Here is a 24090-nt window from a genome sequence, read left to right on the forward strand (position 1 = left end):
TCCTCACCCGCTCACGCCCACTGCGGCGGCCCCTTCGGCTAACTCTCGGCACCCCCGGGCGCATCACTACACTGCTAGGGGAAACATCGGACAGCAGCAGGAGAAAGTACGTGGGGCAGCATCGCGACGACTCGCGCGCCAGAGGTATCAGCAAGGGGCCCGTGATCGCGCTAGGTCTGGTCGCCGTGCTCGTCCTGGGAGTAGTCTTCTGGTTCCAACTCCGCGACCGAATCACCCACCAGGGGATTGCTGCTGCCAACGCATGTGTCGAAGGTGACTCCGTGCTCGCGGTCGCCGCTGATCCCGACATTGCACCCCAGATCCAGACGCTCGCCGACCGCTACAGCGCAACTGGGCCGGTTGTCCGCGACCACTGCGTGACGGTGACGGTCACATCCGTAGCCTCGGATACGGTCCGCAATGCCCTGTCCGTAGGCATGAATGGCACCTGGGACACAGCCGTACTCGGTCCTCGCCCGGCACTGTGGATCCCGTCGAGTTCGCATTCGGTGAGTCAGATTTCAGAAGCCGGAGTAATCGACGGCGAGCCGCGCGGCCTGGCGACCAGTCCCGTGGTTCTCGCGGTGGGGCCGGACATCGAAAGTGCCCTGGCGGCAGCGTCCGTCGACTGGAACGATCTGCCGTCGCTGCAGAGCGGCAATGATTCCATTCCACCCCTCGGCATGGCACTTCCCGGAGGGCCAGGCGCGGAGAGCACCGAAATGGCAGTGGAATCCATCGCCGCCGCGGTTGCGGGTAGCGCGGCAGGCCCGGTGACGCCGGAGCAGGCGCGCTCCACACCAGTTACGTCCGCGCTCAGCGAGTTGGTACTCGGCTACGAAGCCGTTCCAGGAGCAAAGCCGACGACGACACGGGACGCGCTCACCACACTTGCTCAGCAGGGTGACCCGACCGCAGCCGGGATCCACGCGGTCGCCGCCACCGAGCAGCAGGTCTACCAGACGCTGCGTCAGATTCCCGGGACCGACCTCACCGCATACCTACCCCGGGGTGCGACACCCGTCGCCGATCACCCCGCGGTCATCCTGTCCGGTCAGGCGATCGACGAGACACAGAGTCGCGCCGCAGCACAGTTCGCGGACTTCGTGCGTCAACCCGAGCAGGCGCGAGTGTTGGCTGATGCAGGGTTCCGCGTCGATGGACTGGAACATCCCGGCGACACCACACTCACCTTCCCCAGTTTCGAATCCGCCCTGGTTCCGGCCGATGCCGCGGCCGCCACTGATTTGATGCAGGTGATCCAGAATCCGGTCATCGAACGCACATCGACGATCTTGCTCGACGTGTCCAGTTCGATGGGTGACCAGGAAGGATCCGCAACGCGCCTGGAGAACACAACGGCGGCTTTGATAGACCGGCTCGATCAATCCCCGGACACGTTGAATCTCGGGTTGTGGGAGTACAGCACAAACCTCAGCGATTCCCGGCCCTACAACATTCTCGTCGCAACCGGACCCGTCTCCGGAGGCGGCTACATCGAGGGAACCAGAAGACAGGCCCTGCGCAACCGGCTTGCGAGAGCGGAACCGGCTACCGGTTCCGCAACCTACGCTTCGCTCGAAGCCATTTACGAGAATGCAGTCGACGGATACACACCGGACCGTATCAACTCGGTCCTGCTCATCACCGACAGCGGCAATGATGACGACTCCGTCACCAGTGAGGCTCTACTCACGTCGATCGCCGAGACTTTTACACCTTCGGCGCCCGTGCGCATCGATATCGTGACGATCGGCCAGAATCCCGACCTCGAGACCCTGCAGATGGTGGCCGATCGCACCGGCGGCTCACTCGAGCAGATCGAATCCTCCGACGGCCCCGCATTGCAGATCGCAATCGACAAGCTCCTGTCATGACGACACTGCTGGCTTTCTCCGTATTCCTGGCGCTGCTCACGTGGTGGCTGCACCGCCGACTCGTTCGGGCCACTCGGATGCCCCGTCCGTGGTCGACCATCGTCGACGTCGTTCTCGTAGCTCTCTGGGTTCTCGCCACCATCGGTGTCGGCAGCGGCGACGTCTTCGACCCCGCATGGGCGCGTTTCCCTGGCTACCTGGGCTGGGTGTGGCTCGGCATCGGCTTCTATCTGGTACTCGGACTGGTTCTGGTGCTGCTGCTGTCACCGGCGACACGACTCGTCGGACGTCTGCGACATGCTGACAACGGTGAACGTGTCGACCTGTCCCGGCGGCGAAGTCTGCGTCTGGCCACCGCTCTCGTCGTGGTAGGTGCTGTCGGTGCCGCGGGCTTCGGAGCGTCGGCGGCCGCCCGCCCACGGATCGTGCAAGTGCGGGTGCCGTTGCGGCGCCTTCCCGTCGAGTTCGACGGCGTTCGCGTAGCCCTCGTGTCCGACCTCCACGTCGGGCCGGCGCGTGGAGTCGGATTCACTCGACAGGCAGTCGACCTGGTGAACTCCGAGAAGCCGGATCTCGTCGCGATCGTCGGTGATCTGGTAGACGGGACCGTTGCCAAGGTCGCACCCGATCTCGAGCCGCTCGCAGACCTCGAGGCCCCGCTCGGAGTATTCGGCGTCAGCGGCAATCACGAGTTCTATGCCGACGACGGTGGCCGGTGGCTCGATGTGTGGGACCGTCTCGGCATTCGCACCCTGCGCAACGAACACACGACAATCACCCGGGCAGGTGCGGCCATCGACATCGCGGGCGTCCACGACTACACGAGCCCAGACCCATATAAGCCCGATCTTCACGCAGCTCTTTCCGGACACGACCCATCGACATTCGTCGTGCTCCTCGCTCATGAGCCACGGCAGGTTCTCGAGGCCTCCGATCTGGGAGTCGACCTGCAATTGTCCGGCCACACACATGGTGGGCAGATGTGGCCGGTTCGCTATCTTGTCACGCTGCAGCAGCCTTCGGTATCGGGCCTCGACCGGATCGGCGACACCGTCCTCTACACCACGCGCGGTGTGGGTGCGTGGGGTCCGCCCGTGCGGGTGGGGGCCCCGCCGGAGATCACGATCCTCGAACTCGTGCGCGAGGACTGATCCGGCAGGGCCCCACTGTCAGGCTCCTTCGAACGCCGAGATCGGTGGGCATGAGCACACCAGATTTCGGTCGCCGCGTGCACCGTCGATCCTCCGCACCGCAGGCCACACCTTCGGCCTGTTCTTACCGCGGGGGAACACGGCTGTCTCGCGGGAGTACGGGTGGTTCCACTCGGCTGCGATGCACCCGGCTGTGTGCGGGGCCCCGCGCAGTGGGTTGTCGTCCACCGGCCACTCCCCCGAGCCCACGCGGTCGATCTCGGCGCGGATCGCGATCATCGCCTCGCAGAACTCATCGATCTCCTCGAGATTCTCGCTCTCGGTTGGTTCCACCATCAACGTGCCCGCCACCGGGAAACTCATGGTCGGTGCGTGGAACCCGTAGTCGGCGAGGCGCTTTGCGACGTCGTCGACAGTCACACCGGTGTCCTTGGTGATCTGACGCAGGTCGAGGATGCACTCGTGCGCCACCATTCCGCCCTCGCCCGTGTAGAGCACGGGAAAGTACTCGTCCAGACGACGTGCGATGTAGTTGGCCGAGGCGATAGCGGTGAGGCTGGCCCGGCGCAGGCCCACGGCACCCATCATCCGGATGTACGCCCAGGTGATCGGCAAGATCGATGCACTGCCGTAGGGGGCTGCGGATACCGGGCCGGCAGTGCCGAGTTCGGGGGCGAAGGGGTGACCCGGCAGAAACGGCGCGAGATGCGAGCGAACACCGATCGGACCGACGCCCGGGCCGCCGCCGCCGTGCGGTATGCAGAATGTCTTGTGCAGGTTGAGATGGCTCACGTCCCCGCCGAAACGGCCAGGCCGGGCGAGTCCGACGAGAGCGTTGAGGTTGGCACCATCGACGTAGACCTGCCCGCCGGCATCGTGGACTTCAGCACAGATGTCAGCGATCTCATGCTCGTACACCCCATGCGTCGACGGGTAAGTGATCATGATCGCAGCCAAGCGTTCGGCATGATCTGCGATCTTCGCCCGAAGATCGTCGACATCCACATCTCCGTTGGGACGGCATGCGACGACCTCGACGCGCATGCCTGCCATCACAGCGGATGCGGCGTTGGTGCCGTGCGCACTCGACGGGATGAGGCAGGTGTCTCGATGGTCGTCGTTGCGGCTGAGGTGATAGTTGCGGATCGCGAGCAATCCGGCGTATTCGCCCTGACTCCCAGCGTTCGGTTGCAGGCTGACCGCGTCGTAGCCAGTCACTGCCACAAGCCAATCCTCGAGGTCTTTGATGATGCGGAGGATTCCGGGGGCGTCCTCGGTAGGCGCAAACGGGTGCAATCCAGCAAACGCCGGCCACGTGATTGCTTCCATCTCTGCGGCGGCATTGAGCTTCATGGTGCACGAACCGAGGGGAATCATGCTGCGGTCGAGTGCGATGTCCTTGTCCGACAGCGCCCGCAGGTATCGCATCATCGCGGTCTCGGTGCGGTACCGGGTGAACGCTTCGTGTTGCAGGTAATGAGAGCCGCGGAGTTGCGCATCGGGAACAGGAATCCCTTCCTGCGAGACTGCGGCGCCGGCGCCACCGAACGCAGCCAGCACCGTTGCCAGGTCGGCCTCCGTCGTGGCCTCGTCACAAGAGATACCGACATGATCAGTGTCGACGAACCGGAGGTTGATCCCCGATGCCTTCGCCCGGGCTACAACGTCCGCGGCTTGGCCCGGCACGTGCACGAGAACAGTATCGAAGAATTGATCGTGAACCACCGTGACGCCCAGCTTCCGCAAGGCAGCCGCAAGAGAATGTGCCATGTTCGCAACGCGCACAGCGATGGCTTTCAGTCCCTCGGCACCGTGATAGCTGGCGTACATGGCCGCGAGAATCGCGAGCAGTACCTGCGCAGTACAGATGTTGGAAGTCGCCTTCTCCCGGCGAATGTGCTGCTCACGAGTCTGCAGGGCCAGGCGGTAGGCCGCGTCACCGTCGGCGTCGACAGAAACACCCACCAAACGTCCCGGCAACTGGCGGGCGTGTTTGGTGTGCACGGCGAGATAACCGGCGTGTGGGCCGCCGAAGCCCATCGGAACACCGAACCGCTGGGTGGTGCCGAAGCACGCATCCGCACCGATCTCTCCGGGAGGTGTGACAAGAGTGAGGGCCAGCAGGTCGGCACCGACGGCCACCAGGGCGCCGCGCTCGTGGGCCGCGGCGATCGTGCTGGTGTAGTCGACGATACGTCCGGATGCTCCGGGTAGCTGCCCGAGAACACCGAAGAAGTCACCCTCCGGCAGTCCCTCGGACAAGTCCGCTACCACGATCTCGATACCGAGGGGCTCCGCTCTCGTCTCGATCACCGCAAGAGTCTGCGGGAAGAGGTCGGCGTCCACCACGAACCTAGAAGACGTGCTCCTGCTCGCCCGTCGAAGTAGGGTCATCGCCTCAGCGGCGGCGGTCGCTTCGTCGAGCATTGACGAGTTGGCGACCTCCATGCCGGTGAGGTCGGCAACCATCGTCTGGAAATTGAGCAGAGCCTCGAGGCGACCCTGACTGATCTCGGGCTGGTAGGGGGTATAAGCCGTGTACCAGGCCGGATTCTCGATGATGTTCCGGACCAGGACGGGCGGGGTGAGGGTGTCGTAGTAGCCGAGTCCTATCATCGACTTCGCCACCGTATTCTGCGCGGCCAGCGCAGATAGTTCGGCCAGCGTCTCATGTTCGGATACCGGCGTCGGCAATGCGTCGAGACCGTCAGCGATTCCACGCGAAACCCCGTCCAAGATGGCGGCGGGAACCGCCTTCGACGCAAGATCGTCGAGCGACTCAGCTCCGATCAGTTCGAGGATGTGCGCAAGTTCCGCAGCATTCGGGCCCACGTGACGGTCGGCGAATGTACGGCTTCCAGCGTCGATCACGACAACTCCCAGCAGTTCGGAGGATCAGGACACGCACCGCCTGGCGGTACGTCCCTCCCCCTCTGTCGCCTGCTCGGGTCGAGCGCCTGAGAGATTCGGTGCCGTCGTTGGCGATGACGACCCTTTCCCCGTCGGCGGGTGGGTGCTCCCACCGCTTTCCAGAGGCGTCGGAGCCCGCACGGTCCTGTCTGCCTGAGAGATTGACGGGGAGGTATTGCTCCTTCGGCGTCCGGACCCCCACAAGACTGCTGACAGTGCATGCGGTGCCCGAAACTCTCCCGCACGGCGTCGACGCAACATCAGTCTATGCCAGGCCACTGACACGGTTACGCGCGGCGCCTTCTGTAGTGGACGCGCCGACTAGCCCGTCTTGCGGTTCGCGCGATTCTTCCTGCGCGACGCCAACTCGTCCTCCGGGCTCTGCTCGCTCTCGCCGCCATCGGCGCGCTCTGCGGGGAAATCGGCTATGGTGCCTGTCAATTCGCGCATCGCACCGCTCACCGCGATCCCGAACACGCCCTGTCCTCCCTGAAGAAGGTCGACGACTTCCTCGGGCGATGTGCACTCGTAGACCGTGGTCCCATCCGAGAAGAGTGTGATCCTGGCCAGATCCCGAACACCACGCCTGCGAAGGTGATCGACGGCCACGCGGATGTTCTGTAAGGAAATTCCCGTATCGAGCAGGCGCTTGACGATCTTGAGGACAAGAATGTCTTTGAACGAGTACAGTCTTTGGCTGCCTGAACCCGCAGCGCTGCGAATGGATGGCACCACCAAAGACGTGCGAGCCCAGTAATCAAGCTGACGATATGTTATGCCCGCGATCTGGCAGGCGATGGGGACGCGGTATCCGACAAGGTCGTCAGGCACGGTATCGTCCGGAAAGAGACCCGGTTGGATCTCTTCGGAGCTGAATTCCGCCCCGGCAACGCTGTCGCCGGGCGCAAGATTCAGCGCATTTTCCTGCGGCCGATCTCCCAACTGACTACTCCCTCTCGCACGTTGCACTGAACCCAACGATCAGCGCGTCTGTGACGCGCGCAGTCAATGTTCGCGGCGCATACACCACAACCACATTCGACAGGCGCGAGCACCACCAGTGACATCGAGCAAGTCCGTACCCCGAACCTATTCAGCGTACGCCCGACCTAATCCGCACGGCAGAAAATCGATCTGCACGACGGAAAATCACTACAGCGAACGCTATGACTCCGGCTAGTCGGGGTCAACGCAACGCGCCGAGTGAACCTGAACCGTTACTGCCCTGCCCAAGCGTTGGTCCGCCGCCGACCTAACCGTCCGTAGCCTTGAAGTCGTCAGGTGAAACCGACTCGAGAAATTCTTTGAACTTCTCGACCTCGTCCTCACGCTCGTCCGGCATGACCAGACCCGCCTCGCTGAGGACTGCTTCGTCGGCGAAAATCGGGACCCCGATCCGGAGTGCGATGGCGATCGAGTCCGAAGGCCGAGCCGAGACGCGAATGTTCTCGTCGAATACGAGGTCGGCATAGAACGTGCCCTCGCGGAGGTCGACGATACGAACTTCCTTGAGGGTACGACCGAAGGCTTCGATCAGGTTCTTGATCAGGTCGTGAGTGAGTGGACGTGCCGGCTCGACACCCTGCTGTTCGAGAGCGATCGCCGTGGCCTCGGTCTGGCCGATCCAGATGGGTAGATACCGTTCGCCCTCGGATTCGCGCAACAACAACACGGGTTGATTTTGGGGCTGCTCGACACGAACGCCGATTACGTGCATTTCGCTCATCGCGTCTGCCTCCGCCCTTAGATCATTCGTACCCGGCACACCATGCCATATCAGGATTCTATTCGATTCGTGCCCACGCTTCGACCGTACAGCCGTTCGAGCACAGCGCTGTTGGGAAAACCGAGATGGGAACGGGCACCGAGTTCACGTCATCGGTCGAGCGCGCCCCGAACCGCCGACTTCACCAGACAGGTGTGCAACGTCAGAGAAAGCGCCGCCAATTCACGCACCATCTCCTCTGCCCTGTCGCGCGCCCCCTCGTGACGGCCTTTGGCAACTGGTCCGGCGATCTGCGCGACCAATGCTGCCTCTCGATCGGCTGCGAGCTTGAATGCCCTCAGGTGCCTCACTTCGAGCCCGAACGCTGACATCGCCTCAGCCGTCCGCGCAAGTGTCACCGCATCCTCGTCGAAGAAGCCCGCCGGCCCGGGGACGACCAGACCTGCTCGGATCAATTCACCCAGGAGTTTCTCGTCGATTCCGGCACGAGCGATGAGATCAGCACGGGTGATCCGAACTTCACGGTCAGTCAGGAACTCTTCGGGCGACACCACGCCCGGAGCCACCGTAAGGGCACGCGGCCGGCGCGGCGAAGAATCGCCGCCGCCGACCGTCGCAGCACTTACGTCAATGGCTTCGAGTTGTTCCTTGATGACCTTCAGCGGCAGATATTGATCTCGCTGCGCTGTCAGCACGTAACGCAGCCGTTCGCAATCTGCGATCGAGAAGCGCCGATATCCCGAGGGTGTGCGTTGAGGGCTGATGAGACCCTCGGCTTCGAGGAATCGGATCTTCGAGATCGTCACATCGGGAAAATCGGGGCGTAACCGGTCCAGCACGGAGCCGATCGACATTCCCGATTGCGCCTGCTGCCGCGCGGCGGTCACTGGCTACCTGCACCCGCTGACGTCTCGCCGATCTGCGAACCACCGGCGGTGGCCCGAGGCCCGGTCAAGAAGACCAGTCGGAACTTTCCGATCTGGACCTCGTCTCCGTTGGCCAGCACAGCCGAATCGACCGGCTCCCGGTTGACGTACGTGCCATTGAGGCTTCCGACGTCGACCACCTGAAACTCGTCTTCCTCCTGACGGAACTCCGCGTGACGACGACTGACAGTCACGTCGTCGAGGAAGATGTCGCTGTCTGGATGCCGTCCGGCCGACGTCGTCGGCTGGTCGAGCAGAAAACGCGACCCTGCATTCGGGCCTCGCTTGACAACGAGCAGAGCCGAGCCTGCGGGCAGTCCCTCCACACCCGACACCGGAGCTTCCGGAGCCTGGCTCGTCGAGGAGTTGTCGAGCTCATTGAGAAAGTCCGCGCGGAAGACCGACGTCGTTTCCGCCGGCGTCTCCCCGAATACCGCGTCGTTGCCGTTCTCGCTCACCGTTTCTCCTCCTAGTTCGATCATCCAGCAAGATTCGCTGGACTACGCAATGCCACTGGGTACTACATAATTCGATCTCCCGTGCACATTTACCTCTGCGCACACTGCCACGACCACGCTCAAACTACGGACCTGCACCCCGACCCGGCATATGCGTTCACTTCGACCGTACCCTGCACACGCCCGCGCGTGTAGCGGGTCGGGCGGCCGAAACCCTACCAACCGGTATTCAGGTAGCACTTCTTCCGGCGGTCCCGGTATCGGGGCTGCAGGAGCCTTCCGAATCCGCTCGAGAACCGCTCCGTGGGTCCGCCGTAGACTATCCGGCCGTGATATCTGCATAGCCGACGGCGTCCAGCATCTGCGCCAGGGCCGAGTCGAGCGCTGCCTCGTCGTCGACACCGAGGTCGACCAGCCACCCGTCTGCGTAGGGCGAGGAATTCACGAGTTCCGGACGATCGTCCAAATCAGTGTTGGCCGCAACGACTTTCGCGGTCAGCGGAGCGAAGATATCGGACACGCTCTTGGTGGATTCGACCTCTCCGAGAGAATCGCCCGCCTTCACCTCCTCGGCGACCGCCGGAAGCTGCACGAACACGACGTCGCCGAGTTGGGACTGTGCGAAATCAGTGATACCGACGCGTACCGTCGTCGGCCCAGTCCGCTCGACCCACTCGTGTTCGGGGGTGTACCGACGATCGGCGGGAATTTCGAGCTCACTCACAGAGGCTTTCCTTTCGATGGCAATCCGCGGGCGGATGGGGATCAATTTTCTGAAAGAGCGTATTGGCGAGGTTTCGTCTCTCGCAAGGCGGATATCGTGACCTGCTGTGATTGTTCGATCTTCAGCTGTCCACCGCTGCGCGCGACGGTGTCGACCACACCTCCTGGAATGTTGAGAGCCGCCGCAAGAGTAGGCGGGTCCCCGATGGCGACGACACCGTAGGGAGCGCTCACCTGCCGACCGTCAATCGAAATGTCACCGGGCGATCCCGATACCCACGAGTCGACGCCGATGCGGATCGGTGCACTTCCCTCGCCCCGGATCTGTATGGCCTCGACTCCCGCCGCCCGCAATTCCTGCACGAGGTCGAGAAGAACCTCCGACCCGACCCCCTTGTTGGGGTCTGTGATAGTCATCGTCACGCCGGGTCCGGTGGCCGGGGCGATGCCGACCTGAATCGACAGTGCTGTCAACCGCGCCTGCGCCTCATCGAGTGCAGCCTCCGAACTCCCCCCGTGTTGCAGGGTTGTCAAGGTCTGCTCCAGCGAGGCGATCTCCTGTCGAAGAGCCGCCTCGCGCTGGTTCAGCGTGTCCAGAACGACCAGAAGATCGGCGGGACTCGCCGTGTCGAGGCTGTCTCCGGAATCTGTGCTCTTCACCTGCGTCACGATTGCCACTCCCAGCCCCGCGATCAGGATCGCGGCAAGCAGCGCGAAGACAACTTGCGGACGCTGCGGGGCCGCCCCCTGGCCTCGGCGCAGCTCATGTCTGCCCTCATATCTGCTCACAGTTCGCTCACGCCCCGAACAGGCGACGCCGCAGTGCTGCCGCGTTGCCGAAGATCCGGATGCCCAGTACCACCACGATTGCTGTCGACAGTTGCGTTCCGACGCCGAGTTGATCACCGAGCCACACGATCAGCGCCGCCACGAGCACGTTGAACGCAAAAGACACGACGAACACCTTCGAGTCGAAGATCTCGTCCAGATATGCACGCAGCCCGCCGAACACCGCGTCGAGCGCGGCCACTACGGCGATTGGCAGGTATGGCTGCACCGAGTCCGGCACCTGCGGGCTGAAGATCACCCCGAGTGCGATTCCCACCAGCAACGCGACCGCCCCGTAGATCGCAGGACCGGCCTTCACCAACGTCTTCACTTGTGCATTTCCTCCATCCGACTGCCCGGTGCCGACTGCACAGTCTCACGACTGCACAGTGTCACGGTGCTCCCACCGACCGGGCCGCTCGCATTTCACGTACAGGGGCACCGGGCAGGTGGAGATCGTCAGCCTCTGCCACAGAAAAACCGGCACCGTACAACTGCGCCACGCCCGACATCCGCAGATATGCGTCGCTGACCACGAATCCGGTCTGCAGTGGGCCCGGCGGACCAATCGCCGACACCACGTAGGGCGAGAAGACCGGCTGATTGTCCACCAGCATCGCACCACCTGCCTGCCTGATCGTCACCGCTGGTCCGATCCGCACGTCGCCGACCGCGACAGCCTCCGCGCCGCTCGCCCACAGCGAGTTGACCACCGACTGGAGGTCGCGATCGAGTACAACAGACTTCCCTTCGACACTGCGCTGAGACGAATCCGAGAGGTTGCGCCGAGCTCGAGGGTCCGTCAGGGTGACCGTCAACCCTGGACCCTGGACCGCCTCGACGGCAGCATCACCTTCGAGTTCGCGAAGCTCATTTAGCAGCGAAGCTCCTCGTGCGTCGCCTTCCAGCGCCGCGTCGCGAGCATCATCGACTCGCGACGTCAACGTGTCGCGAGTAGCTGCGAGGGCGCCGACACTGTCCTCGACATCATGAACCTTCCGCAGAATCTCGGTTCGAACCTGTGCCGTTGCCGGAAGTCGTTCGACAGCCTGCCGGTAGGCGACCGACAGGACCAGGCCGACCAGCAACGCACCGACCACGATCCAGACCTGCCGACCGCCTCTCGACGATCGGAAATGGCCTTTTTGCCTGTCTCGCGCCGCAGCCCGATATCCGGGGTCCAAATGATCGTTCATGAGCGATTTGAGCAGCGACGGCACCGGATTCCTGCGAACGCCGGAATCTGTCCGTTTCATCAGCGGACCTCTCGTCCATTGCCCACCCCGCCGCGCACCGGAACCGTCCGCATCACGTCGAGCGCATTCACTACGTAGAGCAGACCGGTCCAGACATACAACACCGTGCCCCAGATCAGGAGTGCAGAGCCTAGCGGCTGCGCCACGGTTGCGATACTCCAGTCACCTTGCGCAGCCAGGATCGTGGGCAGCGCGAACATGAGGAGGAAAGTCGCACCCTTTCCGAGGTACATCACCTCTGGGGCTGGCAGGCCGCGTCGGCGGTAGACGACGAGCGTGAGAGCGAGAATCGCGTCCCGACCGATCAGGATCGCTGCCACCCACCACGGGATGAATCCACGTACGACGAAGGTCACCAGCGTCGTGACGACGTAAAGGCGATCGACGAAAGGGTCGAGAAGCGCACCGAGTCTCGACGACTGGTCGAGTACCCGAGCGAGCTTGCCGTCGAGCCAGTCGGTGAATCCGCTGACGATCAGGATCGCGAGCGCCCAACCATCGGACTGTGTCACCAGTAGCAGGTAAACGAACAGCGGGACACCGAGCAGTCGAACCACGCTCAGAACGTTCGGAACGGTCACAATCCGGTCCGACAGCGCAGCGTCCCCGTCCACCGAACTCACCAAGTCCTCCCCAGCTTCGATTGCCGCATCCGCCTGCGGATGATCGTCGCACCGCCACCGCTACTCTTCCACAACGGGTGGTCGGCCGGTCCACAGCGCGTTGCTGCTCAACCCGTGTCGCCGGAGAGGTCGACAACTATCGAAGTGGGATCGGGACGCGAGCGATGGAATCTGCGGTCAAACTTCCCAGGTACAGCCACCCGTCGTGCTCACGCACGCCGGTGATCGGCGAATAGCTGCCCTTCCCGCCACGGAGGCTGCGCACGATCTCGCCGTGAGCGTCCAGCGCGATCACCCAGCCGGCGTGCTCGGGGTCGGGTTGGACGGCGTCGGGCAGATTCGCCACCGCAATCCTCAGCGTCGGGTAGGGCGCGATCATGTCCAACAGCTTCATCCGCGGGCTGTACAGCGCGACCCAGAACAGCCCGTCCGGTGTCTGGGATGTCATGTTGTCGGGGATTCCTGGGAGATTCTCTGCGAACAGCGAAGTGCAACCTTCCGCCGGACCGGTGAGATCGACGCGGGAAATTTGGTAGGCGCCGGTCTCTGCGACTAGCACGAACGACTCGTCCGAGGCCAGCCCGACGCCGTTGGCGAACTGGAGTCCCTCCGCCAGCAGATCAGTTTCTCCCGTGCGGGGGTCGAGGCGGAGGAGTCGACCGGTCCCCCGGTGCTCGAGGAGGTCGTAGCGGTGATCGGCAATCGTGAAGCGCGCTGAGGAGTCAGTAAAGTACACGGCGCCGTCTCGGCCCACCGCCGAGTTGTTGCACGCTACGACCGGACGTCCCGCCGCTGATTCCGCCAGGACCTCCACTCGACCCTTCTCATCGACCCTCAGCACACCCCGCTCGGCATCGCAGACCAAAAACCTTCCGTCGTCGAGAACCTCCACGCCGAGTGGCCGTCCGTGGGTATTGGCGAGTTCAGCGGCCCGGCCCTGATCGTCGAACCGCCAAATCCGCCCGTCGTTGCCACCGGTAATCACCCGGCCGTCGTGATCGACGGCGACATCTTCGGGGCCCTCGCCGGAAGGGAGCGCCCACCGATGCGCCTCGTCGAGGGCGCTGTTGGGTGCGAGCAGCCCTGTGAGCGGCGGCGGTGTGGGGGCGTGCCACCGAACTGGGTCGACACCGGTGCGGTCGAGCTTGCGGGCAATCGTCTCGAAGATGGTCACAGAAGGTGAGATTAGTCGCACGAACCAGCCGGATGTGGCGTTACGTCAACCGACAGGGCGAAGTGGCGTACCTGAGCGTTGAGATCGTTCGAGCGCTCAACTGGAATTTACGGACACCCGATCGAACTCCCCGGCCTTCAATTTTGCCCAGTACTGGACGAACTCGGGGCGGATGACTCGAGCGAGGAAATAGAGCCCGATGACATTGCTCACCGCCATGAGGAAGAAGATCGAGTCGGCGAAGAGGATCACCGCTTCCAGGGCCGACGCCGCGCCGATCACGGTGAACACCAGAAATATTCCCTTGTACACCATTTCGGCTGTACGGCTGTCGCCGAACAGGTAGCCGAATCCCTTCATCCCGTAGAACGAGTTGCTCAAGATGGTGGAAAAGGCGAACAGTAGGACCGCCAGCGCGAGCACATAGGGAAACCATGAGACCACGGATTCGAACGACCTCGAGGTCAGCGTCACTCCATCGACGTCGAGGGCGTCAGCATCCCGAAAGACACCGGTGACGACGATCGTCAGCGCCGTCATCGAGCAGATCACGATCGTATCGATGAAGGGTTCAAGGGACGCGACGAAGCCTTCGGTAGCCGGACGATTCGTCTTGACCTGAGAGTGCGCGATCGGCGCATCGCCGACACCGGCCGAGTTCGAGAAGGTTGCCCGCTGGAACCCGACGATCAGCGCTCCGATCGCACCGCCCGCGACCCCCTCGGGTGAGAACGCACCCGCCACGATCTCGCCGACCGCCGCGGGAAGCGCGCTAAGGTTGACGACTATCACGACCAGGCACCCGAGAAAGTAGATGACCGCCATGACCGGCACCAGCACGCTCGTCACGCGGGCGATCGACTTGATTCCTCCGATGATGACGGCGGCGACAACTACAGCCATGGTCAGTCCGATGATCCAGCGATTACCGCCCAGTGCGTTGCCGAGCGCCCCGTCCCCGGCTACGCTCACTAGCTGCGCGGTGGCCTGATTCGCTTGAAAAGCGTTGGTGCCCAGTGCAGCCAACATCATGCACAAGGCCCATGCGGATGCCAGCACCAATCCGAGCCGACGAAACCCGATCTGGGCCAATCCGTGACGCAAGTAGTACATCGGCCCGCCGGACACCGAGCCGTCATCGTGTACCTTGCGGTATTTCACCCCGAGCATGCACTCGGCCATCTTCGTGGACATGCCGACGAAGCCGGCCAGCACCATCCAGAAGGCCGCCCCCGGACCGCCGATCGTGATGGCAACGGCGACACCCGCGATGTTGCCGAGGCCTACCGTGCTGGCGACCGCTGTGGCCAAGGCCTGGAAGTGCGTCACCTCGCCTGGTGCGTCGGGCGAGGTGTACTTGCCGCGAACGAGAGCAATGGCGTGCATCATCCCGCGGACGTTGAGGAATTTGAGCCAGAGCGTGAAGAAGACGCCGCAGATGACCAGCCACGTCACGATCAGGGGTACATCGGCACCGAATAGAGGCACAGAGTAGAAAATGATGTCGGCGACCCGTTCGGCGAACGATCCGAAGTAGCGGTTGAGAGTCTCGTCCACACCTCCCTGAGCGAGAACGGATGTGGTGGCCACGTTGGCTGCGATCGTCATCACGGCACGACCACCACGGGGACGGTGGCGTATTGCACCAGACGGCTCGCTGTACTGCCGAATATGGCTGTTCGAAGATTCGATTCGCCGATTCGGCCGACGACGATGGCGTCATAGCCCTCGTTCCGCGCGACATCGGCAAGCACCTCCGAGGGGCGGCCGTGATAGATGCCCGATTTCACATCGACATCTCCGAGATCATGGTCTGCGATCCACTCCAATATGGGGTCGATGACGTCCGTCTGGGCGCGCTCGATCTCAGCTTTGCGCACGAGGGGACGTGCCGCATTGTCCTCGAGAGTGGGAAACGAAAAGCGCGACCAGTTGATGACGTGAGCGACCCTGATCTGCCAGTGATTGATGTGCGCTCGGTCCAGCGCGAACTTCACTGCCCGCCGTGACGCATCACTGCGGTCCACTCCGACAACTACTGATTCCATGGTGTGCTCGAGCTCAGGTGGTGAAGATCAGGTCGTGCCACTGCTTGTGCGCGGCGCCGGTGATGTCCGACATCACGTGTTTGATGTTGGTGTACTCGTCGAACGAATAGGTCGACATGTCCTTTCCGAAGCCGGAGGCCTTGTACCCGCCGTGCGGCATCTCGCTGATGATCGGAATGTGATCGTTGACCCACACGCAGCCGGCAGCGAGCTCGCGGGTGGCACGCTGCGCGCGAAACACATTGGTCGTCCACGCCGAAGCGGCCAGACCGTAGGGGGTGTCATTGGCCAGAGCCAGCCCGTCGTCGTCAGCGTCGAACGGTAGGCATACCAGCACCGGTCCGAAGATCTCGTTCTGCACGATCTCGGAATCTTGTGTGGCATCGACGATCAAGGTCGGGTCGTAGTAGGCACTGCCTTCTGGTGCGTGCTCGGGCACCACACCACCGCACAGCACCTTCGCGCCGGACGCACGGGCACGCTCCACCATCGCGGCGACGTTGTCGCGCTGAGCCAGTGAGATCAGCGAGCCCATGTCGGTTGCCGGGTCATCGGTCGGTCCGACTCGGACACCGCGCATCAGCTCGGTGACCCGGCTGACGAATTCGTCGTAGCGCGGCCGCTGGACATAGGCGCGGGTGGCAGCAGTGCAGTCCTGCCCGCCGTTGATCAGCGCACCGGCCATCGCGCCGCGCGCGGCCGCTTCGATGTCGGCGTCATCGAACACCACGAACGGTGCCTTGCCGCCCAGCTCGAGGTGCACTCGTTTGACGCCGCCCGCCGCGGCGGCTGCAACCTGCCGACCCACACGTGTGGAGCCGGTGAATGACACCATGGCGACGTCGGAATGTTCCACAAGTGCCTGCCCCACCGGGTCACCGCGCCCGGTGACGACGTTGATGACACCGGGAGGAATACCGGCCGCAACTGCGGTCTCGGCGAACAGCAGCGTCGTCAGAGGGGTCAGCTCGCTCGGCTTGAGCACGATGGTGTTGCCCGCAGCGATCGCCGGCAAGATCTTCCAGGCCGCCATCTGCAGCGGGTAGTTCCACGGTGCGATGGAGCCGACGACGCCGATCGGCTCGCGCCGTATCGACGAGGTGTGGTCACCGGAATACTCGCCGCTCGCCTTGCCCTCGAGGTTGCGGGTGATGGAGCCGAAGAACGAGATGTTGTCGATCACGCCCGGGATGTCGAAGCCCTGTGCGAGCTTGATCGCCTTGCCGCCGTTGCGACTCTCCAACGCCACGAATTCGTCACTGCGTGCTCTGACGCCATCGGCCCAGCGCAGCAACAGTTCGGCACGCTGAGCCGGCGTCGTGCGCGACCAACCCGGGAAGGCGGTGCGCGCGGATGTAACTGCTGCCTCGACGTCTGCCCGGGACGCCGACCGTCCGGTGGCCAGAGTGTGTCCTGTTGAGGGGTCGACGATCGTCAGCTCCTCGTCAGAGCTCCCGACGCACCGTTGTCCCGAGATGAACTGCAGCGAGACATTGTCGGTCATGACCGCGGCGCTCAATTCCCGACCACGGCCACGCCTGCTGCCTGGAGCAGGCGGGCGAGTTCGTCGCGGTGCTCCTGAGCCAGCGGCAGTACCGGACGACGGGCCGGACCCGCGCCTTGGCCGATCAGCTCGAGGCCGGTCTTGATTCCGCAGGCGTAGTTGTGCGCCTCCAGAAATTCGCAGATCGGATGGATCCTGGTCCACAGCTCCCGGCCGGCTGTCAGATCACCACGGACGGCGACCGCCTCGTAGAGATCGGCGCACAGTCGCGGGATCACACTGGCTGCACCCCACACGCCGGCCTTGGCCCCAGAGGCCAGACCGGAGAATGTGAGTGTGTCCCACCCGTTGAGCGCGGTGATCGTGTCGGCATGGCGTTGCTGGATCGCAGTGAACGCCACCGCGTCGCCTCCGGTGTCCTTGAAGCAGGTCACTCTAGTCTTGCGGGCCAGTTCGGCGAACTGGTCGGGGGTCAGGTTCACCCCGGTCGCCGAAGGGATGTTGTAGTACATGATCGGCACGTCGATTGCGTCGGACACCGCGCCGAAATGCGCCAGCAGTTCGGCGAAGGACGGCGCGTTGTAGAACGGCGGCACGACCATGACGGCCGCCGCCCCGGCGTCGCTGGCATGCCTGCTCAGCTCGACGGTCTCGGCAGTGCTCAGGGCGCCGGTTCCGACGACCACGGGCACCCGGCCCGCAGCGGCCTCCAGATAGACCTCGGCGGAGCGCTTCCGCTCCGCCGAGGTCAACGTGGTGAACTCCCCGGTGCTGCCGCCAGGTACCAGGCCGTGTATGCCGTTGCCGACGATATGGTCTGCCTGCCGCTTGATGCCGGCCTCGTCGATCGCCGACCCGTCGTGGGTGAAGGGAGTGACGACGGCAGCCAGGATGCCGGTGAACTGTTCAACCATGGTGGTGCTCCTCAGGTGATCTTGGGGACGGTGGTGGAGTCAGCGGACACGTCGTCGCGACGAAAACCGCTGTGGGGAAACGATGTCGGCGATGTCGGACGCGTCGGAACGCTCTCCGGCGCCGAGGATCTGAGCCGAGACCAGTTCGGCGGTGCCGGGGGCCAACGTCAGGCCGAGCATGCCGTGCCCGGATGCCATGTACGCGTTCGCGAATCGGTCCAGCCGCCCGATGACCGGCAGACCGTCGGGGGTCATCGGGCGTAGTCCGGCCCACGGAATCGCGGCGCCCGGCGGATCGTCCCAGCCGTCGAGGTTCTCGGCGGCGGCGCGGCGGATGGCCCCGACTCTGGTGGCGTTGACGCGCTCGTCGAAACCGCCGAACTCCATGGTCCCCGCCAATCGCAGGAAACCGTCCAGGGGCGTGGCGGCCACCCGCGCGTCCTCGAGTGTCAGCGAGTGGTTCAACTGCACCGGCGCCGGACTGTAGTCGATGCTGTACCCCTTGCCCGGCCGGATCGGCACAGGCGCGCCGAGCTGCCTGGATAGCGGGCCGCTCCATACCCCTGCCGCCAGTAACAGGGTGTCACCAGCTATGTCCTCGCCTGATTCGGTCACGACGCCCCGGAAGGTGTCGTCGGCGGTGAAGAAGCTCTTGACGCGGGTGTACTCGCGGATTTCGACGCCGAGTTCGACACACCGCTTCACCAGTCCGCACGTCAGCGAGTCCGGTTCGATCTGCCTGTCCTGGTCGAATAGCAGGCCGTGCCTGATGCGGGTGGATAGCGCGGGTTCGGCTTGCTGCACACCGTCGCGGTCGAGATGGGTGGGAACCAGACCGAATTCTTCCCATGCCCGGAGGAACTCGCAGTGATCGCGGTAGCGCTCTCTGGTCTCGAAGGCCAACAGCACGCCTGCGGTGTGCATTTCGAATTCGATTCCGTCAGTGGTGTATTCGTCGAAGAGATCGTTGGCGTCAGACACCATCCGCAAGGTGACGTCCAGGCCGATTCGGAAGTCGCGCTCGTTGCAGTGCCGTGCCATCTTCAGCATGAACCTGACGAAATCGGGCGCCAGCGAAGGCTTCACATATAGCGGACTGTCCGCTTTGAGCATCCAGCGCAGACCTTGCAACAAGGCGCCGGGTGCCGGGACGGGTCCGCATTCGGCCCGCGCGACCTTGGCAGCATTGCCATGACTGGCAGCTGAGCCGACGGTGCGGGCCTCGATGACGGTGACAACGCATCCCGCCCTGGCCAGCCGATAGGCGCACGCGAGAGCGACGACCCCGCCTCCGACCACGATGACGTGCATGACACGTTCTCCAGAACCCGAGAGATGATGCTGATTGTATGACAACCTGCACGCAACGATAGGGGTGCAGGTTTCGTAGTGTCAATGCCCGCTCGCATATTTGCCAGAGATGGTCAGCTGCCAGGCGCGCTGAGCGATGCTCTACGCCGACACCGTCTGCGATCCCCATAGATCGCCCATGGCGTAGCCGCACGGAAATGGATCATCGGAGTCGAGGACCAGCTGGTTGAACGCGGTGATCCAGCCGCGGCCGCTGACCGACGGCAGCACCGCGGTTCGGCCGGCCACTGCGGTTTCGCCGCGAAGCACACCGGTGAACGTCGTGCCCAGCAGGCTCTCGTGCACGAAGGGCTCACCCAGGGCCAACTCACCGCGAGCGTGTAGGGCCGCCATCCGCCCGCACGTCCCGGTGCCGCACGGCGACCTGTCCAGCGCTCCGGTCCACGTCGTGGGATCGTCTAGGTCCACGACGCCATTCGGTAGGACCACGGCGTTACGTCCCGATACACCCGATGTGGGGGACGGTCCGTGGATCATCGTCAGGTCAACCTGGTTGATGTCGGGATTGTCGCTGTGGGCTACGGGAAAGCTGCGCTGGGCCACGGTGCGCAACACGGCTCCGGCGCGGGTCAGTTCGCGGGCGGCGCCCGGGACCAGGTCGATACCCAGGTCAGCGGCCCTAGCCTGCACGAAGAACTGGCCACCGAAAACGATGTCGACGGGAACCGTTCCATAACCGGGCACCTCGAGCGGGTGGTCGATGGCGACCACGAATGCCGGAACGTTGTCGAAGGTGACCCGGGTGACGCGGCCGCCATCGATGTCGGCGAGTACATGCACAGCCCCCACGGCGGTATCGACGCGCAGCGTGGTTGTCGGTTCGGTCACGGTGAGCGTGCCGGTCTCGAGCACGGCAGTCACGGCACAGATCAGATTACTGCCCGACATCGGCCGAAATCCGCCTTGCTCGACGACCACGATGCCGAAGTCGCTGTCGGCATGTACGGGCGGCAGCACCAGCACGGCGCACAGGCCGGGATAGCCTCGGGGTTCGTGTAGCAGCATCAGCCGCAGATCCTCGAGGTGTTCGCGGCAGTACTCGAGCCGATCGGCCATGGTGGCGCCCTTGACCTGAAGATGGCTGCCGATCAACACACGCCCGGGCTCACCGGCGGCGTGGACGTCGATCGTGTTGATTGTTCGCCGCGACACCACGGGCGGCCTCCTCTCGATCGATGCATTGTCAGATCGTCAGCGATGTACACCGCGATTTCGAATGGGCCCATGCGCTGTCAAAATCGAATCGGCCGATCAGTCGACCCATCTGACATCAGTGCGACAAGTTCACGTGCACTGTCCACGGTGTGTTCGACCAAGGCGGTGTGGATGCACTCGAGGTCTCGTGAGTGGATGGCCTCGATAAGGTTCAGGTGCATCTCATAAGCGCGCTGCGGATCTTGCCGGGTTGCCTGATCGCGAGCCAGCGCGATGGTCATGTGCGCCGCCGTTACCGGCCAGAGCCGCATCAGGAACGAGTTACCGGATGCGGCCCAGATGCCACGGTGGAATGCCAGGTGCGATTCATGTTGCACCAGAAAGTCTTCGGCCAACGCATTGCGCTCGTAAACCTCCCACACCGCATCTATCGCCTTCATGCGACTCCCACTGGTGTCGGCGATGATGTCAGTGGCCGCCTGCATGTCCAGAGCCACTCGCACGTCGGCCATGTCCAGCACGGCTGCGGCGTCGAGATCGGCTACGCGCAAGCGTCGGTACGGCTCATGGATCAGCAAGCCCTCCTGGGCGACCTGGTTGAGAGCCTCGCGCACGGTCGGTCGGCTTACGCCCAGTGCCGTGCTCAACGCCGACTCGGTCAACTTCTCACCGGGTTTGATCGTGCCCAGTACGATTCCGCGTTTGATCTGGTCGATAACGGCGTCACGCCGGGTAACACTCTCGGCCGGACTCAACTGGAGGGCCGCAGGATTCGAGACCGCGTCGCGGTTGGATTCGACGGTCACTGCTCTCAGCCTCCCGTGTCCAGCACCCACAGGTGCAAACGCATATTGACTGACAATCTACCTCACGGTGGTGTTGGGAGCTCGGGAGAGATGTCCTAGCGCCATGCAAAGACCGGTTGGTCGAAACAGTCGATCCGCGTGTGCCTGCCATGCATCGCTACCTCACGGAACTGATAGACCACGGCGCCGGTCGGCGCGTGCACGAGATGACGGCGAAAAGGCCATTGGATCACGGGTTTCGACGACTCGGGAATCTCCACGAAGCGGGGCTCCACATCGATCTCGGGCACCGTCACGGCGAAGACCTCCGAGACCTCGTCGCGGTTGGGCACCAATGCGGTGATCGGCGTGTCCGCCCACACGACGTAGGGCGTGATGACGTAACCCGACCGGGTGACGTAGTCGTCGAGCCGACCCAGCACCGCCGAAGACTCGACGTCGAGCCCGAGTTCCTCGTGCAGTTCCCGGCGGGCGGCATCTTCCCCCGTCTCCCCCGGATCGACAGCGCCGCCCGGCAGCGCAAACTGTCCAGGGTGGGCGCGCATCCGACTCGATCTCATCGTCATCGGCACCGCCTGCCCACCTGATCCGTCGGGCATCACAGCGATCACGACCGAAGCGGAGCGCCGGTTCGACACATCCGCGACGAACGGATCGAGCCGCGCAAGAGAGTCGGTGAGGTGGTCCCTGTCGAGTTCGTGCCCGGTCACCATCACACGACAGTAGCGCCCGGACGACCGCCGGCCTCGAACCAGCGCTTCGACGCGTCGGTATGCCGCAGACATCAACCGGACAGACCGACCGGTCCTCTCACACTTCCGCAGACCGAGGCCACCGTGTTTAACTGGTTTCAGCTGGAATGAAAGCTCACCGCGTCATCTGAGGGGCTGAACGGCCGTGACGAAAGCCCAGCACGTCAGGCATCTTCTTCTCGTCCCGGTTCTCGCCGCGCTCTTCGTGACCGGCCTGGGTACGGCAGAATCGGCCACGTCTTCGAGCACCGCCGGAAAGATCCTCGCGCCGTCCGTTCTGCCCGCGAGCGATCAGGTCGTCGGTATCGCTCATCCGGTCATCATTCAATTCCCCGAGGCGGTCCGTGATCGTGCGCTCGCCGAGCGCGGCGTCGAAATCACACCCTCACAACCCACCGACGGGCGATTCTCGTGGATCGACGACCGGTCGGTGCAGTGGACTCCAGATCAGTTCTGGCCCGCGAACACGCGCGTGACTGTCGCAGCGGCGGGTACGCGGTCGCAGTTCGAGGTGGGTGACGCGCTGGTCGCGGTGGCCAACCGGACGACACATCAGTTCACCGTCAGCATCAACGACCAAGTCGTGAGGACGATGCCGACGTCTTTGGGCAAGCCCGGTTACGAGACACCTGTCGGCACATTCCCGATCATCGAGCAATTCCGCGACATGATCATGGACTCGTCAACGTACGGCGTCCCGATCGATTCACCAGAGGGCTACCGGATCTACGTCGAGTACGCGACTCGCATCACGTGGGGCGGGATCTTCGTGCATGCCGCACCGTGGTCGGTCGACTCGCAGGGCTTCGAGAACGTCAGCCACGGCTGCATAAACCTCAGCACCGAGAACGCACGGTGGTTCTACCAGAACGCTAAGATCGGCGACCCGGTCATCGTCAGGGGATAAACCTGCCCAACGATAAGACCCCGACAGCTCCAACCGCAGTTGCATCTCCAGCCCACCCGGGTATCAGAGGGTGAAGGCCATGTCCGCCATTATCCGACGCCCAAGCACCTCGTCGCCGCGGATGCTGATCCGACCCCGGTGATCTGCTGCGCGGGTGCGACCGCCGCACAACCGGGTGAACACCGTCGAGGGCAGCCGGATAGTCACCCTCGAAGCCGTGTCCGGTCTCTCCACCACTTCTCGGCTGTCAACGGCCACATGGATATCGGTGGTGATGGGCCCGGTCAGCTCGAACGTGACGATCGAACCCTGCGGGGCCTTCGCACGCCCACTGATCACGTATCCCAATCCGCCCTCATCGCGGATGCCTGGCCCCGAGGACTCGAGAAGTTCCGCAAGGGCGTATTCGGCCGCCTGGCCGGTCTCATCGCCGGCGACCCCGACAGCATCCCGAATGTCTTGTTCGTGAAACCAGCAGTCGAAGAGGCGAACTCGCATGAAACGACCGTAGGAGAACGGCCCACTCAAGGTCTCGGTGGGCGCGTTGAAGTCCGACTGCGTCATGGCCTCGAGAACTCTTGCGCGATGCGCCGTAATCTCCCGATACTTCGCGAGGACCTGTTGCGAGGTGCAGCCGCGAAATGCCGCGACCCACCGCTCGACTTGCAGACCAACCCGGTTGCGCACGTGTTCGAGCTGTGACAAGTCGTCTGCGGAGACCGGAGTGTCGACCCCGCTGAGCATCAACTCGGTGCCCACGATATGGGCGACGACGTCGTGGACTCGCCACCCCGGTAGCGGCGTCGCTGACGCCCACTGCGCATCCGTGAGTTCAGGCAGCAGGGTACCGATGACCCGCCATTGCTCGATCAGCGCAGCGGTCAGCGGTTCCTTTGCTATCGCCTTCGATACTCCTGTGCCGGCCACCTTCGCCAGCGTACATTTCGCCCGCCATCGAACGGATTTGCAGACGGGAGTATT

23 protein-coding genes and 1 riboswitch are annotated in these 24090 nt (G+C 63.7%); of the genes, 3 read left to right on the forward strand and 20 right to left on the reverse strand.

Going from position 1 to position 24090, the window contains the following annotated elements; all coding sequences use genetic code 11:
• The first annotated feature begins 110 nt into the window (after positions 1 to 110).
• Both AB0I57_RS09150 and AB0I57_RS09155 read left to right on the forward strand, forming a co-directional pair.
• Positions 111 to 1877, forward strand: coding sequence for a substrate-binding domain-containing protein (locus tag AB0I57_RS09150; RefSeq protein WP_358332854.1), 1767 nt, complete (start codon positions 111 to 113; stop codon positions 1875 to 1877).
• Positions 1874 to 3028, forward strand: coding sequence for a metallophosphoesterase (locus AB0I57_RS09155; RefSeq protein WP_358332857.1), 1155 nt, complete (start codon positions 1874 to 1876; stop codon positions 3026 to 3028). Before AB0I57_RS09150 ends, AB0I57_RS09155 begins: the two co-directional genes overlap by 4 nt.
• Before the next feature lie 18 nt (positions 3029 to 3046).
• Here AB0I57_RS09155 and gcvP read toward each other — a convergent pair whose 3' ends face one another.
• From gcvP to AB0I57_RS09250, 19 genes are all read right to left on the reverse strand, one after another.
• Positions 3047 to 5899 carry an aminomethyl-transferring glycine dehydrogenase gene (gene gcvP, locus AB0I57_RS09160; protein WP_358332860.1) on the reverse strand — a complete coding sequence of 951 codons (2853 nt, stop codon included), beginning with the start codon at positions 5897 to 5899 and terminating at the stop codon, positions 3047 to 3049.
• Positions 5900 to 6068: 169 nt separating this feature from the next.
• Positions 6069 to 6190: riboswitch (glycine riboswitch) on the reverse strand.
• Positions 6191 to 6259: 69 nt separating this feature from the next.
• A complete protein-coding gene (locus AB0I57_RS09165; protein ID WP_358333323.1) occupies positions 6260 to 6853 on the reverse strand; it encodes a MerR family transcriptional regulator in 594 nt (197 codons plus the stop codon).
• A gap of 337 nt (positions 6854 to 7190) precedes the next feature.
• Positions 7191 to 7664 (reverse strand): bifunctional nuclease family protein, encoded by a 474-nt coding sequence (locus AB0I57_RS09170; RefSeq protein WP_358332863.1) that lies wholly within the window; start codon positions 7662 to 7664, stop codon positions 7191 to 7193.
• A gap of 149 nt (positions 7665 to 7813) precedes the next feature.
• Complete coding sequence (locus AB0I57_RS09175; RefSeq protein ID WP_358332866.1) at positions 7814 to 8551, reverse strand: MerR family transcriptional regulator; 738 nt, start codon at positions 8549 to 8551, stop codon at positions 7814 to 7816.
• Entirely contained in the window at positions 8548 to 9048 is a 501-nt protein-coding gene (locus AB0I57_RS09180; RefSeq protein WP_358332869.1) for an FHA domain-containing protein, read from the reverse strand. The genes AB0I57_RS09175 and AB0I57_RS09180 overlap by 4 nt, the downstream gene beginning before the upstream one ends.
• 319 nt (positions 9049 to 9367) lie before the next feature.
• Complete coding sequence (gene gcvH / locus AB0I57_RS09185; RefSeq protein WP_358332872.1) at positions 9368 to 9772, reverse strand: glycine cleavage system protein GcvH; 405 nt, start codon at positions 9770 to 9772, stop codon at positions 9368 to 9370.
• 41 nt (positions 9773 to 9813) lie between these two features.
• Positions 9814 to 10560 (reverse strand): DUF881 domain-containing protein, encoded by a 747-nt coding sequence (locus AB0I57_RS09190; RefSeq protein ID WP_358332875.1) that lies wholly within the window; start codon positions 10558 to 10560, stop codon positions 9814 to 9816.
• A gap of 7 nt (positions 10561 to 10567) precedes the next feature.
• On the reverse strand, positions 10568 to 10930 hold the full coding sequence (locus tag AB0I57_RS09195) for a DUF1290 domain-containing protein (RefSeq protein ID WP_358332877.1): 363 nt from the start codon (positions 10928 to 10930) through the stop codon (positions 10568 to 10570).
• A 61-nt stretch (positions 10931 to 10991) separates the two neighbouring features.
• Entirely contained in the window at positions 10992 to 11855 is an 864-nt protein-coding gene (locus AB0I57_RS09200; protein WP_358332880.1) for a DUF881 domain-containing protein, read from the reverse strand.
• Positions 11855 to 12478, reverse strand: coding sequence for a CDP-alcohol phosphatidyltransferase family protein (locus tag AB0I57_RS09205; protein WP_358332883.1), 624 nt, complete (start codon positions 12476 to 12478; stop codon positions 11855 to 11857). The genes AB0I57_RS09200 and AB0I57_RS09205 overlap by 1 nt, the downstream gene beginning before the upstream one ends.
• Positions 12479 to 12614: 136 nt before the next feature.
• Complete coding sequence (locus tag AB0I57_RS09210; protein ID WP_358332886.1) at positions 12615 to 13652, reverse strand: SMP-30/gluconolactonase/LRE family protein; 1038 nt, start codon at positions 13650 to 13652, stop codon at positions 12615 to 12617.
• Between the two features lie 96 nt (positions 13653 to 13748).
• Positions 13749 to 15260 carry an alanine/glycine:cation symporter family protein gene (locus tag AB0I57_RS09215; RefSeq protein ID WP_358332889.1) on the reverse strand — a complete coding sequence of 504 codons (1512 nt, stop codon included), beginning with the start codon at positions 15258 to 15260 and terminating at the stop codon, positions 13749 to 13751.
• A complete protein-coding gene (locus tag AB0I57_RS09220) occupies positions 15260 to 15700 on the reverse strand; it encodes a universal stress protein (protein WP_358332892.1) in 441 nt (146 codons plus the stop codon). Before AB0I57_RS09220 ends, AB0I57_RS09215 begins: the two co-directional genes overlap by 1 nt.
• Positions 15701 to 15713: 13 nt before the next feature.
• Complete coding sequence (locus tag AB0I57_RS09225; protein WP_358332895.1) at positions 15714 to 17204, reverse strand: gamma-aminobutyraldehyde dehydrogenase; 1491 nt, start codon at positions 17202 to 17204, stop codon at positions 15714 to 15716.
• A gap of 11 nt (positions 17205 to 17215) precedes the next feature.
• The gene (locus AB0I57_RS09230) at positions 17216 to 18118 is read right to left on the reverse strand and encodes a dihydrodipicolinate synthase family protein (protein ID WP_358332898.1); all 903 of its coding nucleotides are present in this window, start codon (positions 18116 to 18118) and stop codon (positions 17216 to 17218) included.
• 39 nt (positions 18119 to 18157) lie between these two features.
• Positions 18158 to 19429 carry an FAD-dependent oxidoreductase gene (locus AB0I57_RS09235; RefSeq protein WP_358332901.1) on the reverse strand — a complete coding sequence of 424 codons (1272 nt, stop codon included), beginning with the start codon at positions 19427 to 19429 and terminating at the stop codon, positions 18158 to 18160.
• 141 nt (positions 19430 to 19570) lie between these two features.
• On the reverse strand, positions 19571 to 20641 hold the full coding sequence (locus AB0I57_RS09240; RefSeq protein ID WP_358332904.1) for a proline racemase family protein: 1071 nt from the start codon (positions 20639 to 20641) through the stop codon (positions 19571 to 19573).
• A gap of 80 nt (positions 20642 to 20721) precedes the next feature.
• On the reverse strand, positions 20722 to 21450 hold the full coding sequence (locus AB0I57_RS09245) for a GntR family transcriptional regulator (protein ID WP_358332907.1): 729 nt from the start codon (positions 21448 to 21450) through the stop codon (positions 20722 to 20724).
• A 95-nt stretch (positions 21451 to 21545) separates the two neighbouring features.
• On the reverse strand, positions 21546 to 22163 hold the full coding sequence (locus AB0I57_RS09250; protein WP_358332910.1) for a CoA pyrophosphatase: 618 nt from the start codon (positions 22161 to 22163) through the stop codon (positions 21546 to 21548).
• Positions 22164 to 22347: 184 nt separating this feature from the next.
• Between AB0I57_RS09250 and AB0I57_RS09255 the strand changes: the two genes are divergently transcribed.
• Positions 22348 to 23109 (forward strand): L,D-transpeptidase, encoded by a 762-nt coding sequence (locus AB0I57_RS09255; protein WP_358332913.1) that lies wholly within the window; start codon positions 22348 to 22350, stop codon positions 23107 to 23109.
• 63 nt (positions 23110 to 23172) lie between these two features.
• Here AB0I57_RS09255 and AB0I57_RS09260 read toward each other — a convergent pair whose 3' ends face one another.
• A complete protein-coding gene (locus AB0I57_RS09260; RefSeq protein WP_358332916.1) occupies positions 23173 to 24036 on the reverse strand; it encodes a maleylpyruvate isomerase family mycothiol-dependent enzyme in 864 nt (287 codons plus the stop codon).
• Between the last annotated feature and the right edge of the window lie 54 nt (positions 24037 to 24090).

The organism is Rhodococcus sp. NPDC049939 (assembly GCF_040656415.1).
Classification (GTDB): domain Bacteria; phylum Actinomycetota; class Actinomycetes; order Mycobacteriales; family Mycobacteriaceae; genus Rhodococcus_F.

Coding starts and splice junctions, on each gene's coding strand:
- AB0I57_RS09220 (WP_358332892.1), bottom strand. CDS start 15,700: ATGGAATCAGTAGTTGTCGGAGTGGACCGCAGTGATGCGTCACGGCGG.
- AB0I57_RS09170 (WP_358332863.1), bottom strand. CDS start 7,664: ATGAGCGAAATGCACGTAATCGGCGTTCGTGTCGAGCAGCCCCAAAAT.
- AB0I57_RS09235 (WP_358332901.1), bottom strand. CDS start 19,429: ATGCACGTCATCGTGGTCGGAGGCGGGGTCGTCGCTCTCGCGTGCGCC.
- AB0I57_RS09155 (WP_358332857.1), top strand. CDS start 1,874: ATGACGACACTGCTGGCTTTCTCCGTATTCCTGGCGCTGCTCACGTGG.
- AB0I57_RS09250 (WP_358332910.1), bottom strand. CDS start 22,163: ATGGTGACCGGGCACGAACTCGACAGGGACCACCTCACCGACTCTCTT.
- AB0I57_RS09215 (WP_358332889.1), bottom strand. CDS start 15,260: ATGACGATCGCAGCCAACGTGGCCACCACATCCGTTCTCGCTCAGGGA.
- AB0I57_RS09230 (WP_358332898.1), bottom strand. CDS start 18,118: ATGGTTGAACAGTTCACCGGCATCCTGGCTGCCGTCGTCACTCCCTTC.
- AB0I57_RS09200 (WP_358332880.1), bottom strand. CDS start 11,855: ATGAAACGGACAGATTCCGGCGTTCGCAGGAATCCGGTGCCGTCGCTG.
- AB0I57_RS09225 (WP_358332895.1), bottom strand. CDS start 17,204: ATGACCGACAATGTCTCGCTGCAGTTCATCTCGGGACAACGGTGCGTC.